At 37.2% G+C, this 15,428-nt stretch carries 20 protein-coding genes and 1 pseudogene; 15 read left to right on the top strand and 6 right to left on the bottom strand.

The window, feature by feature from the left end; translation table 11 throughout:
• The 6 genes and pseudogenes from J3495_RS18330 to J3495_RS18305 all read right to left on the bottom strand — a co-directional run.
• Window positions 1–312, bottom strand: a pseudogene (locus tag J3495_RS18330) (hypothetical protein); the annotation flags it as partial.
• Between the two features lies 1 nt (window position 313).
• A complete protein-coding gene (locus tag J3495_RS18325) occupies window positions 314–1,093 on the bottom strand; it encodes a phage minor head protein (protein ID WP_210668324.1) in 780 nt (259 codons plus the stop codon).
• 107 nt (window positions 1,094–1,200) lie between these two features.
• A complete protein-coding gene (locus J3495_RS18320; protein ID WP_210668322.1) occupies window positions 1,201–2,454 on the bottom strand; it encodes a phage portal protein family protein in 1,254 nt (417 codons plus the stop codon).
• Window positions 2,455–2,457: 3 nt separating this feature from the next.
• The gene (locus J3495_RS18315; RefSeq protein ID WP_210668320.1) at window positions 2,458–2,880 is read right to left on the bottom strand and encodes a phage protein Gp36 family protein; all 423 of its coding nucleotides are present in this window, start codon (window positions 2,878–2,880) and stop codon (window positions 2,458–2,460) included.
• A 3-nt stretch (window positions 2,881–2,883) separates the two neighbouring features.
• The gene (locus J3495_RS18310; RefSeq protein WP_210668318.1) at window positions 2,884–4,413 is read right to left on the bottom strand and encodes a hypothetical protein; all 1,530 of its coding nucleotides are present in this window, start codon (window positions 4,411–4,413) and stop codon (window positions 2,884–2,886) included.
• Complete coding sequence (locus J3495_RS18305) at window positions 4,414–4,851, bottom strand: DDE transposase family protein (protein WP_210668316.1); 438 nt, start codon at window positions 4,849–4,851, stop codon at window positions 4,414–4,416.
• Between the two features lie 183 nt (window positions 4,852–5,034).
• On the opposite strand from J3495_RS18305, the gene J3495_RS18300 reads away from it, so the two are divergent.
• From J3495_RS18300 to J3495_RS18230, 15 genes are all read left to right on the top strand, one after another.
• Window positions 5,035–5,994: an HK97 family phage prohead protease gene (locus tag J3495_RS18300; RefSeq protein ID WP_210668314.1), complete on the top strand. Its 960-nt coding sequence runs from the start codon at window positions 5,035–5,037 to the stop codon at window positions 5,992–5,994.
• 4 nt (window positions 5,995–5,998) lie between these two features.
• Window positions 5,999–6,922 (top strand): hypothetical protein, encoded by a 924-nt coding sequence (locus J3495_RS18295; RefSeq protein WP_210668312.1) that lies wholly within the window; start codon window positions 5,999–6,001, stop codon window positions 6,920–6,922.
• 66 nt (window positions 6,923–6,988) lie between these two features.
• On the top strand, window positions 6,989–7,288 hold the full coding sequence (locus tag J3495_RS18290; protein ID WP_210668309.1) for a hypothetical protein: 300 nt from the start codon (window positions 6,989–6,991) through the stop codon (window positions 7,286–7,288).
• Complete coding sequence (locus J3495_RS18285) at window positions 7,272–7,730, top strand: CHAP domain-containing protein (protein ID WP_210668308.1); 459 nt, start codon at window positions 7,272–7,274, stop codon at window positions 7,728–7,730. The genes J3495_RS18290 and J3495_RS18285 overlap by 17 nt, the downstream gene beginning before the upstream one ends.
• A 24-nt stretch (window positions 7,731–7,754) precedes the next feature.
• A complete protein-coding gene (locus tag J3495_RS18280; RefSeq protein ID WP_210668306.1) occupies window positions 7,755–8,267 on the top strand; it encodes a hypothetical protein in 513 nt (170 codons plus the stop codon).
• Between the two features lies 1 nt (window position 8,268).
• Complete coding sequence (locus J3495_RS18275; RefSeq protein WP_210668304.1) at window positions 8,269–8,523, top strand: hypothetical protein; 255 nt, start codon at window positions 8,269–8,271, stop codon at window positions 8,521–8,523.
• On the top strand, window positions 8,524–9,756 hold the full coding sequence (locus J3495_RS18270; protein ID WP_210668302.1) for a DUF2586 family protein: 1,233 nt from the start codon (window positions 8,524–8,526) through the stop codon (window positions 9,754–9,756).
• A 3-nt stretch (window positions 9,757–9,759) separates the two neighbouring features.
• Window positions 9,760–10,173, top strand: coding sequence for a hypothetical protein (locus J3495_RS18265; RefSeq protein WP_210668300.1), 414 nt, complete (start codon window positions 9,760–9,762; stop codon window positions 10,171–10,173).
• Window positions 10,174–10,178: 5 nt separating this feature from the next.
• Entirely contained in the window at window positions 10,179–10,496 is a 318-nt protein-coding gene (locus J3495_RS18260; RefSeq protein WP_210668299.1) for a hypothetical protein, read from the top strand.
• A 226-nt stretch (window positions 10,497–10,722) separates the two neighbouring features.
• Complete coding sequence (locus J3495_RS18255) at window positions 10,723–12,663, top strand: phage tail tape measure protein (protein ID WP_210668297.1); 1,941 nt, start codon at window positions 10,723–10,725, stop codon at window positions 12,661–12,663.
• Entirely contained in the window at window positions 12,663–13,322 is a 660-nt protein-coding gene (locus tag J3495_RS18250) for a DUF6046 domain-containing protein (RefSeq protein ID WP_210668295.1), read from the top strand. Before J3495_RS18255 ends, J3495_RS18250 begins: the two co-directional genes overlap by 1 nt.
• A gap of 2 nt (window positions 13,323–13,324) precedes the next feature.
• A complete protein-coding gene (locus J3495_RS18245; protein ID WP_210668292.1) occupies window positions 13,325–14,293 on the top strand; it encodes a hypothetical protein in 969 nt (322 codons plus the stop codon).
• Complete coding sequence (locus J3495_RS18240; RefSeq protein WP_210668290.1) at window positions 14,293–14,796, top strand: hypothetical protein; 504 nt, start codon at window positions 14,293–14,295, stop codon at window positions 14,794–14,796. The genes J3495_RS18245 and J3495_RS18240 overlap by 1 nt, the downstream gene beginning before the upstream one ends.
• Window positions 14,797–14,803: 7 nt before the next feature.
• Complete coding sequence (locus tag J3495_RS18235) at window positions 14,804–15,013, top strand: hypothetical protein (protein ID WP_210668288.1); 210 nt, start codon at window positions 14,804–14,806, stop codon at window positions 15,011–15,013.
• A gap of 1 nt (window position 15,014) precedes the next feature.
• Complete coding sequence (locus J3495_RS18230; protein WP_210668286.1) at window positions 15,015–15,356, top strand: hypothetical protein; 342 nt, start codon at window positions 15,015–15,017, stop codon at window positions 15,354–15,356.
• Window positions 15,357–15,428: the final 72 nt, after the last annotated feature.

The following is a 15,428-nucleotide window of genomic DNA, read 5'->3' as shown; positions in this document are numbered from 1 at the left end:
CAGGGCTTTGTAATACATCGCCCAGAAATAAGACTTCATTTTTTGGGTTACTATAATTTCACCGCCTTCATTATGAACGGATGCATAAGGCAAAGAACTGCTATAGCGAATCACACCATCACGAATATTATATCTTATAGATCGGCGTAAGTTTCCGGTTCTATTTAATAAAGAACCTCGACTATTTGCAATTTTAGTAGTTGGCCACTTTTGATTGAAAAAGGCTTTTCGTTCAAAATTACGGTCAAATTCTTCTGTTAATTCAACCGCTAAATCATTGACTATCTTTTTTTCTAACTGCTTTAAATCCATTTTATGGTTTCTTCAATTCTTTTATAACGGTTTTTGCGCCTTTAACTTTTGTGTAAGGATGCTCAGGCGGGAAAATCTTTTTAGTTAGTCCAGGATTAAACCTGAATATGGCAAGTTTGTTTTTACCGTCTTTATCAATTTGACTGGTTGCTTTTTCACCGTTAGTAATAGATTTTTTACTATCGCTTACGTCATACTTTCCTTTTCTAACCTGAACAGCTGTACAACGACAACGCCAACCATTAGGCGGATAATATGAAAGCCAAAAGGCATCATCTGCCGGCAAAGTAGTATTGTGCAAAACAGCGTGGCTATCTCTAACTCGATCATCAGAGGCGGTTCGATATTGCAAATCATAATCAGTTGAAATATTAGCCCAATTTCCTGCTGATTGCGCTGATGAAACAGCAAATTGATATTCTGCCTCTAAATAGTTTTGATTGTAGTTTTCCTTAATGCTTTTGATGTCATTAGAAAACTGGCTAAACGATTTCATTTTATTTTCTTCGTTCAATAACAATCTGGAAGCTTCAAAAAGTTGTGCATTGGTTTTCAGCCCGGAAAAGATAAAAGTATCTTCTTTCAGGCTTTTATTCATTGCTTCCGGGATGTCATTGTCTGCAATAGCAGATTCAAAAACAGAACTCGTTTCAGTGATCAGGTTTTTATATTCCTTAGTTTTTATTAAATCTTCCGGGTTATACTTTCCGTTTTGATGCAGTTTTTTAAATGCCTTTTCAACAGTTTTTAAAACCCCTTTAAACTTGCTATCCAATGCCAATGTTACAACGCTTTGTTTTTCTGTCTTGCAGTCTTCACAATTGCAATCATACAGGAAATTTAACCGGTTATGTAACGCCCCAAAATACCCGTCATAAGCTTTGGGGCCTAAACGAAAAAACCCTCACCGAATGAAAGATTTGTTCCCGGAGCCGCTGCCGCTTGTTTAGGCTTTAAAATTTTTAACCCAAAAGTTGAGTTCATCCATTCAACATCTAATTCATAATGCTGCATGGCTTCTTTAGTCATTGACCACAATTGCGCAATGTCTTCGGTTTCAGGGTAAGTAAAAACACATTCACCAGAAATAATACCAATATTGATCAGTGCCGGAATTACTGTAGAGTTCCAGTATTGCTCTATCAATGACATGTCAGAATCAACCAATGTTTGTAACGTTTCCTGCATTGCATCTTCTTTTGATCTACTGCCGTTTTTGGTGTCCTGACCCATTACAGCACCATTGAAAAGCATTGATAACTCGTTATTACAAAAAGTCATTAAGTTTTGATAAACAGCACCGTCAGTTTTTGAAGCTTCTGCCCACTCGAATTTCTCGTTTTCATCAATAATGAACCAAGCCGCTGCGCCCATTTCTTTCATCATTCGCTCAGCTCTTCTGAGCATAGAAATGTTTTGCGTATCTGTTTTCATTACACGTGGCGGAATCCCTGCTATTTCGCAAAGTTCAGACCAACAGGATTGAGCAAATCGTTTAAACAATACGTGAGGTACAGCGCAGTTCATAAGGCCTAAATCGTCAGCATTTCCAAATTCTAATATCCAGGTGCCGTATTCCTTCATTTCACGGTATGGAATTCCTTTGTCGTCTCTGTAGTCCGGGTAAAAGATTCCTTCTTTTGGGTCGATGTTTTGGCGTTTGATCAGATCAGCTTTCAATTGTGGTTCTGCCGATACTTGATTGTTCTGGCTTTGAATCCAGGACAGCTCAACAACTGAATGTGCATGTGTTATAGTGCCTAAAATAGCTTTGTTAATTTCATTAACCCAAATTTTGTCTTGCAGGAAATTGGTAACCTCTTCATTTACTTTTCCGGCTTTGTCAGTTATAATAAAATTTGACGAAAGTGATTTTAAAAAACGGTTGCTGACTTGTGAACGTAACAAGCCATCGATGAAAATTTCATCATATAAGTTCATCAACAAAAAACGCTTTGGCTTTTCGGCTTTTCGTGCCATTGTTAATGCGGTATTCCATGTTAACACATCCTGTCTAACACGAGACATAGCAACTGGAATAATCTGATTTACCAGACCGTTAGAGTTTGCAGCAACCTTTGTTGTTTTTGCTGCCAATTCAATTTTATTTCGTGCTATTGATCTAATTTTTCTATTGCTCATTTTCTACTCGTGATTAAATTTTATTCTTGAACCAAAACCAAAGCTGTCTAAATCGCTTTCCTGTTCATCAATTGGAATTGTTGGCAGGTCTAAAGTGACGGTACCTTTTGATAATTTGATTAACCAGGACACAGCCCGGTCATATCTTTCTTTTGCTTGCTCGTAAATGATGTCTGCATTGCATAATTCTACGATATACCATTTTGCTACAGTAATCGTATGCGTTAAAATCAAAGGATTTCTTTGATTACCAGCCGTGGTAAAAATGGCCGCCACATCATAAGATGATGCGCCTGCTAAATAACCGCCAACCTCTTGAATTGCTGCGCCAATTGCCTGTAAAACTAAATCGTCGTTTCCTTCGGTGATCTGATCAACTTGATAGCCATAAATGGCACTTCCTAAATCGCTTTTCTCTAAAAACATAATCTAATATTTTCTATTGTTAACAGAACCAAAACTATAACCGCCTTCCATTTGCACGGTTTTGTTTTCTAATATCCAAACACCACCTTCTAACATATCGGGTCCGTCCATCATTTTGGCTTTTTTTGAAACTCCTTTCATTTGGTCCTTCATTATTTTCATGTCAGGGTCGTTCTGTTCTGCGATATTAAATATTAAATTACCCAATCGATTCTTGGGTTCTAGCGTTCCTTCTATACGCTCGAACTTATCTGATTTTTTACGTGTATCTTCTGTCATAGGCAAATGAATTATTCCGTTGCCTTGTTTTCTGATTTCAGGTAAAATAACCTGCTGATAATGGGGGTTTTGTAACGAGTTGTTTTCGATGTGAATTCTTTTTATATCGACCTCGTGAGCGACTAAATAATTGTAAGCTTCATATAAGTAGCTTACAAACTTGGAGTTGTTGGTTTGTTTAATCCAAACTTTATATAAATAGTATTTAGTGCCTTTTTTGCCAATTACACCTACTGATTTATAAGAGGCTTGTTTGTTTACACCTCGATCTTGATTTGAGGTTGATGGGTCAGCATAAACCAAAACATTATCACACGATTTTAAAGGAGGGCATTTATCAAATTTTATCTTTTCAAAAACATCTCCTTCAATTACCGGGTTATTAAAATATTCTTTTTGCTGAGCACTCCACGATATTTTTGACAGTACTCGATCAATTAAAGCTTCGGTGTTTTTTTGTGGCCAAGTAGAATTTCCATCTTTATCCCGAATATTGATTATTTCATGATAATCGGCTTTTTTTGCCATTTCGGTAATACAACAATACTCAGCAATTATATTTCCACAGGCAATCCATAACAATGGATTTGAAATAGAACGGGTACCATATAAGGCCTCTTCTAGCCATTTCATTTTATCTTTTATTCTTTGCTCATTTCGGCATTCTTCGTCAGTGTCAATGTCATCAATTAAAATTGTATCGGGGCGCACTTCGTCTTTTCGGGTTCCCCTTGGAGACTGCCCGGAACCAAGCGCACGAAAGGCAACCCCTTTCTTTGTAGTGAATTCGCCCGCCTCCCAATTCCCTAGGCTTTCTTGTTCGCCATAGTCATTAATAATACGGTTATTGCATTCTAATATTACTTTGTACGGCAAAAGCAAACGTTCAGCATTATCATAAGTACTTGATACCATTAAGACGTTTTTCTTTTTCCCCGTCATGGTTAAATAAAGCACCTCCATCATAGTACGACCCGACTTAGAAAGCTCACGAGACCAGGAACGTACTTCATACCATTCGGGATTGGCTAAAATCCTTTTGGTAGCTCTTATATGCCAAGGCGTTGGCTCTGAAGTATAGAAGTTCGGAAAATAGTATTTAAACCATTCCTCCGGGTTTTTCTCCAGTTTAGCAATACGGTTGGTTTTATCAACAATACTTTCGTTTAAGTCAATGGGTGTTGCTTTTCGGGTGTTGTCCCGGAACTGTTGCCATAACTCAAAATACTTTTTATCCTCTGCTTTAGTAGCCATTTATTTCATTTTTGCAGTGATGTATACATCAAAAAAGTTTGTAATTGTTTTAGCGAGTTCTAAATCTTGATGACGCACAAATTCAATAAAGTTTCTGGCCACTTCTACAGTGTCGCCAATTGATGTTTCAGTTTCCAGGCGATTGATAGAAGCCGTTAATTTTATGATGGTATCGGCTTCTTTGCCTACGGCTACTTTAAAATCTCTTTTTGAAATATCAGTATTCAGAAAGTCGAGCTGATCATATAAAAATGACAGCTGATTTTGCTTAGTGGTCAGTAATGACTTTTTGAGATTATCCCATTTACCTTCCTTTATCCACTTTGTCAATGTTTTTTCGGTTACAGAAACTCTTTCGGCTATTTCCTTTTGAGTTAATCCCCCACCTATATATAAGGATTTTGCGTACTCCTTTTCCTGTGCCTTTCGTAATGCCATAGTGTGAATTTTATAAGCAAAATTGACGTAATAAAGGCGGTTTAAAAAAATGCTGTTCAGGTGCTTTACAACTGTATAAAGCCAATAAACACAAGTGTTTAGCAACTGTTCATATTCTTTTTTTAGGCTTTTTTACTTCTAATCTTTGCTATCTCAAAATGAAATAAACACACACATTAGCTTATGCCTAAACCATTTGTTTTTAACGATCAGACACAAGCCAATAGTTATGGGTTTAGAATCCTAACTGCCGGAATAAGTTTGAAACGATTCAAGAATAATCCTATGATGTTAAACCAACATTGGAACTCTACAAATAATGTATTGGGCAAATGGGAAAACATGACTATCGATAAAGATTTGCTTTTAGGCGAACCCCTTTTTGATATTGATGATGAAGAGGCTTTGAAAATCTCTGGTAAAGTTGATCGCGGTTTTATCAACTCCTGTTCAATGGGAATCACATTTAAACGCGAAGATTTAAAAATTGTCGGTGAAGAGCTGATAATGACCAAATGTGAGCTTTACGAATGCTCAATTGTTGCCGTTCCTTCCAACGCAAATTCTATTCGCCTTTATGCCGATAGTGGCGAACTCTTAAAAGATGAAGAGGTTAAGCAACTGTGTTTATCACTACAGCCTGAACCAGGCGAAACCCAAAATTTGGATTTAAACCCTAAAAACGATATGAAAAAAATCACATTAACACTTGCTGTTCTTACAGCACTAAGTTTTGATAAAGCTACACCGGAATTGGATGTTGAAGCTGTCGAAGCTGCTGTCTTGAGTTTATCAAAAGACAACACCAAAATGAAAGCCCAACTTTTGGCTTTGGAAACTGAAAAAGAAAATGCCGCCACTTTAGCCATTGAGCAAATGGTAACACTGGCTATCACAGAAGGAAAGATTCCGGCAACCAAAAAGGAGGATTTCGTAAAACTTGCTGCTGCTGATTTTGATTTAGCAAAAAACACTCTTGCAAGCATCCCGGCAAAAGTCACATTAGCTGATAAAACAGTTGTAGCCGTTGGTGGTGGTGCTACTACTAAAGCAGAGTTTCAAAAATTAAGTATTGATGCTCAGTTGGCATTCAGAACCATGCAACCAGACGAGTACAATAAATTGTTTAACGTAAAAAAATAAAAATATGCCAGCAAATTTCCCAGAAATTTGGTTAGATCGTGTGATCGAAAACCTTGACAATGCAGACCAAGCTCCGTGGTTAGATGGAGTTGCCGAACTTGACGCCGATGTTAGTCAATTGGGCGAAAACACCGTTACAGAAAAGAATATTATTCATATTGCAGCAACTGATTTTGAGGTTGACGTGTTGATCAATAATACAACCTATCCTATTCCTGTTCAGGTTTATGATGACGGTGATTTGCAATTTTCACTTGATAAATATCAAACAAAAGTTGTTACTGTTTCCGACGATCAGGTTTTGGGAGCATCATACGATAAAATTGACAAGGTTACCAAAGCAGGTACCAGAGCAATTTTGACAGAAAAATTCGAAAAAGCAATCCACTCAATCGCTCCACAAGAAAATACTGCTAAAACGCCAGTTATTTTCGCTACTGGTGTGAACGGAACTGATGCTCCATTAATGGATGGAACTCGTTTGCGTCTTACTTACGATGACTTAGTTAGGCTTAAAGCGGCTTGTAAGTCAGGTAAATTTCCGTTAAAAGACAGACGGTTGGTTTTGTCAGAAGATCATTGGAATGATTTATTATTAGATCGTAAAAACTTTGGTGACAAGCTTGTTAATTATGCTGAAGGAACGCCAGCTCCTAAAATAGCAGGATTTAATTTATATACCTACGAAAACATGCCATACTATACGGCTGCGGGTGTTAAAAAAGCTTATGGAGCTGTGGTTGCCGGAACTGATAAAGTTGCATCAGTTGTATTCTGTAAGGATGGAATTGCTAAGAAAACGGGTAATACTAAACAGTATTTTGCCCCAGCTGCAACAAACCCAACAGGACAAACAAACGATTTGGCTTACCGTCATTATTTCCTTGCAACTCCTTTCAGAGCTGAAAAAATTGGAGCGATTCTTTAAGAAAACACAATCGATATAAATATGTAAAAGGCTCGATAAGTCGAGCCTTTTTTTAAAAAATATTAAATGGAACAATTTGTTTACCCAGCTCTTTCCGCTTTATTTTCTGCATTAGTTACATGGTTGCTTTCACGAAGAAAAACGCTCGCTGAAGACAGAGCCGCTGAACTTGATAACGCTGTAATGGCTGTTAAATATTACCGGGACATGCTGGATGATATGGCAACACGATTGACCGCAGCTTACGAGACTATCAAGACAATGGAAATTCAACACAGGGAATTGATGTTTATAAATCAGCAGTTAGTAGATGAGTTACAAAAGTTCAAGCAATTAAACGGAAAGCCTCATGACACTACAAAGTAAAGCTCTCGAAATAGCCCAAAGCCAAATAAGCGTACAGGAAATACCCAAAAACAGCAATGCTGGACCAGCGGTTGAAAAATATCTAAAATCAGTGGGACTAGGAAAGGGTTACGCGTGGTGCATGGCTTTCGTTTATTGGTCAATAAAATCAGCTTCTATTGAATTGAATGTTACAAATCCATTAGCAAAAACAGCTGGTGTTTTGGACATGTATAATAAAATGAAAAATAAAAGAGTGACCAACCCACAACCAGGAGACTTTTTTGTAATGGATTTTGGAAAAGGTGCCGGGCATACCGGATTTGTAGAAAAGCTTTTGCCTAATGGCAAGCTCCAAACAATCGAAGGTAACACCAACGATGAGGGAAGCCGTGAAGGTTACGAGGTCGCCCGCAGATCAGACCGGAAAATATCACAAATGAAAGGTTTTATAAGATTTTAAAACCTGTTTAAAAAGCAATTAAATATGAAAAGCATTAAAAATACTCTCTATTCATTTTACTTTTTGTTTTTTGTTTTCTTGATTGGAACGTTCGTTGCTTGTAAAAGCACCGGCGTTCCTTTATCAACCAGGACAGAAGTAAACACAATTACAACTAAAGTAATTGTAAAGGACACCGTTTTCGAAATTAAACCAGATAGCTCATATTATAAGTCCTGGTTAGAATGTATTGACGGTAAAGTCAAGTTTAAGGGAGTTCCAGAAATTAAGCCAGGAAAGTTCCTTAATCCGCCTAACGTCAGTCTATTTAATAATCAATTAAAAGTCGACTGTACAACAGAAGCACAAAGGCTTTTCGCCACTTGGAAAGAAACATACATTTTAGAAAACAAACAGGGCGAAACAACAATCCCAGTTCCTTATGATAAACCTTTAACCTATTGGCAACAAACCGAAATATGGTGCGGCAGGTCATTTATGTTACTGGTCACATTAGGACTGATCTATTTTATTTATAAACTCAAAAAACCTATTTAAAATGAAAATAGCAGAACATTATACAACCTCAGACGGGCAGGAATTTTACAAAGAAGACACGGCGCGTAATCACGCAAAAACCTTGTCTAATAAAAAAGTAACTACTCCTGGTGAAGAGATCAAAGAAATTGATGTCAATGACATTGAAGTTGATGGCGAAGAATTAGTAGCTGATGCAACTGGAACTGATGCAACTGGAACTGATGCAATTGCAACTGATGCAAAAAAAGAAATTAAATCTAATACCAAAAAATAGATGTTACCAGGAGTAGAAATTGAATTTCAAAACGGACAGCTCGGAACGGTTACAGATCGTCCAGATGGGGTGTTTGGAGTGTTGGCCAGTGCTATAGCTGTATCAACTACTTTTTTGCTTGAAAAGGCATACGAAGTGAAAAGCATGTTAGATGTTGCCGCTTTAGGAATTTTACCAAGTGTAGGAAACTATCGTTTGTATAAATTCTGTGAAGAGTTTTATAATGAATCCGGTGAAGGTGCAAGCTTGTGGATTATGGGATTTGACAACACGGATAAAGTAAGCGATTTTTTTACTCCTGATGTTGTAACTCAAAAAACACCTGCTGAAAAATTACTTGATGCTGCCAATGGTGCTATATCAGGTTTATTTGTAAGCTTTGACCCTGCAAATACTTATGTTCCTGTTATTACAACAGCTATTGATGCTGATGTTATAGCGGCGTTGCCAAAAGCGCAATTGCTTGCAGATAATTACACAGATAAAGAGTACGCTCCGTTTTTTGTGTATTTAGAAGGGTACGCCTTTAGTGGTGTTAAAAGTGATCTTATTGATTTAACAACTTTAGAATTTAACCGCGTTGGTGTACTCCTTGGCGATACTATTCCTAAAACCGGTAATCCTGCATCTAAAGGCGCAGCGATTGGAGTTTTAGCGGGTCGTTTAGCTTCTAAAGCGGTGCATATTAATCCAGGCCGTGTGCGTGATGGCGCTATTAAGCCTACAACTGCATTTATTGTAGATGTACCGGTTGAGCTATACGATATAGCTTCATTACATGACAAAGGTTTTGTTTCTTTTAGAAATCACAAACGTAAAACGGGTTACTATCTTACAGATGGTCCTTTAGCGTGTGAGGTTGATGATGATTACCATTTTATCACACATAGAAGAGTAATCGATAAAGCATATCGTTTGGCTTATGATGCTTTGGTTGAATTTACGTTGGATGATCTTGATGTAAACCCAAACGGAACTATTCAGGCACTTTCTGCCAGTGTTATTGAGCAAGCTGTAATTGCTAAAATCTACAGCGAAATGACAGTGGAAGGTGAACTTTCTTATAACCCGTCCGAATCAAGTGATAGAGGTGTGATCTGTAAAGTTGATTTAGCGCAAAACGTGACATCGACTTCTAAAATTAAAATCAAACAATTACAGGTACGATCAAAAGCGTATGCAAGATTTATTGACGTACCTCTTGGGTTTGTGCCTATAACTTCTAATAACTAAAAAATGGCTTTTAATAGTAGAGAATTTGAATGGGCTGATCTAACATTGATTGTTGGCGGTCGTGATGTCACAGGCGTTCGTGGTGTCAAGTATTCTGAAAAAATAGAACGTGAGCCAATTTACGCAAAAGGTCGTAAACCAAAAACTATTCAGAGCGGTAACATCGCCTATGAAGGTGAGTTTATGATGTTACAATCAGAATACGATGCCTTAGAAATCAGTGGCGGTGGTACAATATTAAGCCTTTCAGTTGATGCTTTGGTTTCTTTTGGGAATCCGCTTGAAGGTAACTATATGAAAACAGATGCGCTTGATGGCATCCGTTTCCTGGAAGGTGTAAAAGAATATAAACAAGGAGACAAATTCGCAGATATTACAGTTCCGTTCATTTGCCTTGACATCCGTAAAAACGTTTAAAAACAATGCAAAAAACAACGATAGAAACGTTCGCGGATATTACTCCGGAACAAATAGCAGAGTGGAAAGAAAAGCACGAAGACATTTATAAATTAGGTTGTGATGGTAAATTTTGTATCGTCAAATCTGTTGACAGAAAAACTTTGTCTTATTCGTCCAGTGTTGGAACTAAGGACCCGATGAAGTTTAACGAAATGCTTTTAAAAGGTTGTTGGCTTGGTGGTGACATCGAAATACAAACCGTTGACAAGTACTTTATTTCTGTTGGCCAAAAATTGGCTGAATTACTTCAAATTAAAGAAGCAACTCTGGAAAAGCTTTAGAGGTTGCCGAAGTTCAAGACAATGATTTTTTCCGAATTAGTAACGCTCAACTCCGGTACTATTTTAAGATTGATCCCGACAACCTCAGTGATGAAGAATGGGCAATGAGATTACAAGAGTTGAAATGGGTTAGACAATCTGAAAAGAATAAAGAAGAGTAATGAGCAATAACTTATTTGAATATATGTTTAAGATCACTTCCAATGCGGAAGCCATTACGGCCAGCATGGGAAAACTTAACGCTACTGTTGAAAAAGTTGAGGCAAGTACTGTTCATATGGACCAAAGTTTTAGCAAAGCTTTTGATTCTATACAAAAAGACATCAAAACAATAAAGCTTAGTTCTATCCTTGATCAGGTTGACCGTGTGGCAAATTCATTTACAAGCTTAAATAAACCAGGAATGGAGTTAAGCACGTCAATGTATGATTTATCAGCCATGACCGGAGTGGCGGGCGAGAAGTTGGAGCAAATCGAAAAGAACGCCCGGAAATCGGGTTTAGCTTTTGGAAATTCTGCCGCCTCCGGTGCTGAGGCCTACAAATTAATTTTAGGACAATTAACCCCTGAAATCGCCAAAGTTCCAGATGCTCTTGACGCAATGGGTAAATCAGTGGGTACCACCAGTAAATTAATGGGCGGTGATCAGGTTGCTGCCACAGAACTGTTAACTACTGCAATGAATCAATATCAGGTTTCACTTGATGACCCGATTCTAGCGAGTGAAGAGATGGCAAAAATGATGAACGTTATGGCCGCTGCTGCGGGTGAAGGTTCTGCCGAATTGCCACAAATTAAACAGGCTCTTGAACAGGCTGGAATGGGTGCTAAAATGGCAAATGTTTCATTTGAAGAGACAAACGCCGCTTTACAAATTTTAGACAAAGCCGGTAAAAAAGGTTCAGAGGGTGGTGTTGCATTACGTAACGTACTTGTAAAACTTGGCCAAGGGAAATATATTCCGAAAGAATACCAAAAGCAATTACAGCTCTTAGGTGTTGATACATCAAAACTGGCGGACAAAAACTCTACACTTTCGGAAAGATTGGAAGCGTTAAAGCCAGCAATGAAAGATAGTGCGCTATTGTCTGCTTGGCTTGGTGAAGGTGCTGACGGTGCTACAAAGGCATTAATGGAACAAATTCCAGAACTCGAAAGATTAACTGGAGCTGTCACCGGAACAAATGCCGCTTATGAGCAAGCGGCTATTGTCATGGAAAGTCCGTTAGAAAAAAATAAAAGGTTACAGGCTCAAATTGATGATTTTAAAATATCATTATTTAACGGCACTAATGGTTTAATTGGTTATGCTGATGTTTTAGGTGGGTTAGCTCGTGATGTGTCTGATATGTCACCTCTTTTTAGTGGGATGGCTTCTGTTATTACAACTGTAGGTTCAGCCACAAAAAGAGCTGCAATGTTAGCTAAACTATCATCAGTATGGAATGTTATTGCTACGGGTGCAACATCGGCATTTACTACAGCACAGTGGTATTTAAACGCGGCAATGGCAGCAAACCCGATTGGTTTAATCATCGTAGCAATTGTTGCTTTACTGGTCTATGTTACAATAGCCATTAAAAAATGGGATGAATATGGCGCAGCAATGTTACAATTATTAGGTCCTATAGGATGGTTAATAAATGCCTTTATGACATTAAAAAAACATTGGGACAGTATAACTGAGGCTTTTAAATCCGAAGGAATTTTAGGCGGACTAAAAAGAATTGGTCAGGTTCTGTTAGATGTTTTACTATATCCGATGCAACAACTTTTAGAAATATTAGCAAAGATACCTGGCATGAAAGGTCTTGCCGGTGGTGGTGCTGAAAAAATAAAAGGTTTAAGAAAATCAATGGATTTGGTAACGCCTGGAGAAACAAAAAAGGAAGTTGAAGCCAAAGCCGGAATCAAACAGCCTAAAATACCAGGTGCTAAATTAGATGAAAACGGAAATCCTACACCTGATGATAGTACAAATAAAACCAATGAAGCTATTGCAACCGGAGGGACTAAAAACACAGTTGTTAATATCACATTAAAAAACCTGATTGAATCTGTACAGATCAGCGGAAAAGATTTTAAGGATTCAGCAAACCAAATGAAAGAACAAAGCCAGGATGCTTTAATGAGAGTTTTAGCATCGGCAAATACAGCAGCAGGATAATGGAAAACAAGGAAATATTATTTGCATCATTGGTTGGTTCTAAGGTTGTGGAACAGATACCGCGCTTTAGTGCTATTCAAAATGAATTAGCAAAACATGTATTGCCGCCAATCCCTTTTCTGCCTTTGCGCAACCAGGATAAAATAAAAAAAGCTTCTGTACTTGGTTTTGAAGATTCATGGTGGCTTAAGGATTCAGCACCTAAGGAAGATCAGCAGTTTTTTCCGCTGTCATTTTCTTTAACGCCAAACGGTCAAAAATATTTATTGCCTTACGAAACAATGATTTCAATTAACGGTAAAAACCAAGTTGTAAAACGAAGTGTTGCTAAAGGAAATAAGATACCAGGGAAAATAAAAGAACGTTGGTCACAAGACGATTATGATATTACAATCACGGGTGTTCTGCTCGGAGACTATGAAATAGGAACTGTTGAAAACTGTTATCCTATTTCTGATTTTAGAAAATTGAAAAGCTTTTTAACAGCTCCACAAGCCGTATATGTTTTTTGCGAACCATTGCAGTTGTTAGGAATTAATAAAATAGTAATTGAAGATTTTAGCTTCCCGTTTACCAAAGGTGAAAATGTACAGGCATACGAGATAAAGGCTGTCAGTGATTTTGATTACGCATTGATATTAAAATTAAACGAGGTGTAATTATGTTAGACATGGACTGGAAAATCACTTTTAAGACTAAAGAGGCATCATATCAGTTGATGTTGATTTCTGAGGTTGAAATTGATGAATCCGTTGAAAACTTAGTTGATACCGCTATAATAACATTACCTGAGGCGGTAATGAATCAGGTTTTAAATTTTGAAGAAAAAATTGTACGTGGTTCTGAGGTTCTTATTGAACTAGGATATGATAAGAATTTAGAAAAAGAGTTTGTTGGCTACGTTCAGGATATTGTTGCAAATGACAGCAGTTTGCAAATAGTTTGCGAAGATGCTCTTTTCTTATTTCGGGTTGGTGTAAAGGATGCAGAAATGAAACCAACATCATCAAAAAAAATTGCTGAATCAATTGTTGATCAGATCGACAAAACATTTAAGGTTTCGTGTGATTATGACATCGGATTTGAAAAATTTATAATTCACCAGGCTACAGGTTACGACGTTCTTAAAAAATTGCAGGAAGAAACAAAGGCTAACATCTATTTTGACACTGATAGCAAGGTTTTGCACATCCATGCGCCTTATTTAGAAAAGGGCGGTGACGTGGTTTATTCAATGCAGGAAAATATCGGAAAATCTTCTTTAGACTATAAACGGGCTATTGACAAGAAAGTTGAAGTAACAATTGAAAGTATTGATTTAAAAGGGAATGTAAGAAGCTACACAACCGGAACCACCGGAGGCGACAAAATCACAATTAAGGTTGGAGCTGTAACCGAAAGCGACATGAAAAAAATCGCAGCTACCGTTTTACAGCAAAACAACTATGACGGCTTAGATGGTTCAATAGATACATGGTTAATTCCTTTTGTTAAACCAACATATTCCGCACATTATTCTGATGATGACTACCCGGACAAAAAAGGAATTTATTATGTGGTTTCAACCAAAACAACATTTAGTAATGCAGGCGGTAAAAGAGTGGTAAAATTTGGAATTAAATTAGGATAATGGACACACCGGCTGAAATAAAAGAATTAATAAAACAAATTGTTGGTGCAAACCCAAATTTACCAATAACCGGGAAGGTTGTTTCTGTTGAAGGTGAAAGTTGTACTGTTAAATTAATTTCAGGTTTAAAAGTATCTGATGTAAAGCTAAAAGCAACAATTAACGGTCAAGATGATTTTATCCTGGTAACACCTAAAGAGGGGTCAAGTGTTATTATGCTTTCGTCAACTGGAGACTTAAACAATCTCACAGTTATAAAAGCTGATCAGTTCGAAAAAATGGAAATCAGGCAAGGTGGTTTAATTATGCTGGTTGATTCCTCAGACGGTAAAATAAGTATTAAAAACGAAACAGTTACGCTTAAAGAAATATTGACAGATTTAGCAACATTGCTAAAAAGTATAAAAGTATATACGGGAGTGGGTCCGTCAGGAACTCCACTACCGGATAGTGTTTTAGCTATTGAAAGTTTTGAAAGCAAAATTAATCAGTTATTAAAATAGGTTTAAAATGGCTTTAAATAAGGAGACTTTAAAACAGGACATAATTTCTATTATTACAGATATGCGTGCTCGTGATGAAAATTCAGATCAGGAGTTTGCAGAACGACTTTCGACAGCAATTGATACTTATGTAAAAGCTGCTAAAATAATTTATCAATCGGGTCTTGTGGCACCAAATGGAGCTGTAACCGGAACCTTTCAGGGAAAATTAGAATAATATGAAAAGCATTGGAATCCAGATAATAGACAACAGCTTAGATGGTGAAGTAATGGACTTAAAAATCAAACCTGTTCGTGATGCTAATGGTAAAATAGTATCGGGTTTGGTTATCGGTAATACTTTAGAACAAAACAAAGCTTTGATTTTAATTGGCTCAGAAGGCGATTTTAAATTCAGGCCTGATATAGGTGTAAATTTTGGCGATGTATTATTGAGTGATAACCTCTTAGAATATCGACATAAAATAAATGAACATTTCAATAAGGACGGTTTAAAAATAACAGAATTAAACCTCTACAGAACCGATAATATTAAAATAGTTGCTGATTATGAAAGCTAAACAAGGACAAAGTTTTTGTGATCTGGTCATTCAAGAGACGGGAGATATTGGAAACGCATTTGCAATGGCTTT

It is taken from the genome of Flavobacterium geliluteum, assembly GCF_017948595.1.
GTDB classification, from domain to species: Bacteria; Bacteroidota; Bacteroidia; order Flavobacteriales; family Flavobacteriaceae; genus Flavobacterium; species Flavobacterium flavipigmentatum.
The sequence above is the reverse complement of the archived record's forward strand: the minus strand, read 5'-3'. Positions and strand labels throughout refer to the sequence as shown.

Excerpts from the sequence above, each read along its gene's own strand:
- J3495_RS18300 (WP_210668314.1), top strand. The coding sequence starts at position 5,035 with ATGCCTAAACCATTTGTTTTTAACGATCAGACACAAGCCAATAGTTAT.
- J3495_RS18280 (WP_210668306.1), top strand. The coding sequence starts at position 7,755 with ATGAAAAGCATTAAAAATACTCTCTATTCATTTTACTTTTTGTTTTTT.
- J3495_RS18285 (WP_210668308.1), top strand. The coding sequence starts at position 7,272 with ATGACACTACAAAGTAAAGCTCTCGAAATAGCCCAAAGCCAAATAAGC.
- J3495_RS18295 (WP_210668312.1), top strand. The coding sequence starts at position 5,999 with ATGCCAGCAAATTTCCCAGAAATTTGGTTAGATCGTGTGATCGAAAAC.
- J3495_RS18315 (WP_210668320.1), bottom strand. The coding sequence starts at position 2,880 with ATGTTTTTAGAGAAAAGCGATTTAGGAAGTGCCATTTATGGCTATCAA.
- J3495_RS18320 (WP_210668322.1), bottom strand. The coding sequence starts at position 2,454 with ATGAGCAATAGAAAAATTAGATCAATAGCACGAAATAAAATTGAATTG.
- J3495_RS18290 (WP_210668309.1), top strand. The coding sequence starts at position 6,989 with ATGGAACAATTTGTTTACCCAGCTCTTTCCGCTTTATTTTCTGCATTA.
- J3495_RS18260 (WP_210668299.1), top strand. The coding sequence starts at position 10,179 with ATGCAAAAAACAACGATAGAAACGTTCGCGGATATTACTCCGGAACAA.
- J3495_RS18305 (WP_210668316.1), bottom strand. The coding sequence starts at position 4,851 with ATGGCATTACGAAAGGCACAGGAAAAGGAGTACGCAAAATCCTTATAT.
- J3495_RS18235 (WP_210668288.1), top strand. The coding sequence starts at position 14,804 with ATGGCTTTAAATAAGGAGACTTTAAAACAGGACATAATTTCTATTATT.
- J3495_RS18240 (WP_210668290.1), top strand. The coding sequence starts at position 14,293 with ATGGACACACCGGCTGAAATAAAAGAATTAATAAAACAAATTGTTGGT.
- J3495_RS18245 (WP_210668292.1), top strand. The coding sequence starts at position 13,325 with ATGTTAGACATGGACTGGAAAATCACTTTTAAGACTAAAGAGGCATCA.
- J3495_RS18275 (WP_210668304.1), top strand. The coding sequence starts at position 8,269 with ATGAAAATAGCAGAACATTATACAACCTCAGACGGGCAGGAATTTTAC.
- J3495_RS18270 (WP_210668302.1), top strand. The coding sequence starts at position 8,524 with ATGTTACCAGGAGTAGAAATTGAATTTCAAAACGGACAGCTCGGAACG.
- J3495_RS18310 (WP_210668318.1), bottom strand. The coding sequence starts at position 4,413 with ATGGCTACTAAAGCAGAGGATAAAAAGTATTTTGAGTTATGGCAACAG.
- J3495_RS18255 (WP_210668297.1), top strand. The coding sequence starts at position 10,723 with ATGGGAAAACTTAACGCTACTGTTGAAAAAGTTGAGGCAAGTACTGTT.
- J3495_RS18265 (WP_210668300.1), top strand. The coding sequence starts at position 9,760 with ATGGCTTTTAATAGTAGAGAATTTGAATGGGCTGATCTAACATTGATT.
- J3495_RS18250 (WP_210668295.1), top strand. The coding sequence starts at position 12,663 with ATGGAAAACAAGGAAATATTATTTGCATCATTGGTTGGTTCTAAGGTT.
- J3495_RS18230 (WP_210668286.1), top strand. The coding sequence starts at position 15,015 with ATGAAAAGCATTGGAATCCAGATAATAGACAACAGCTTAGATGGTGAA.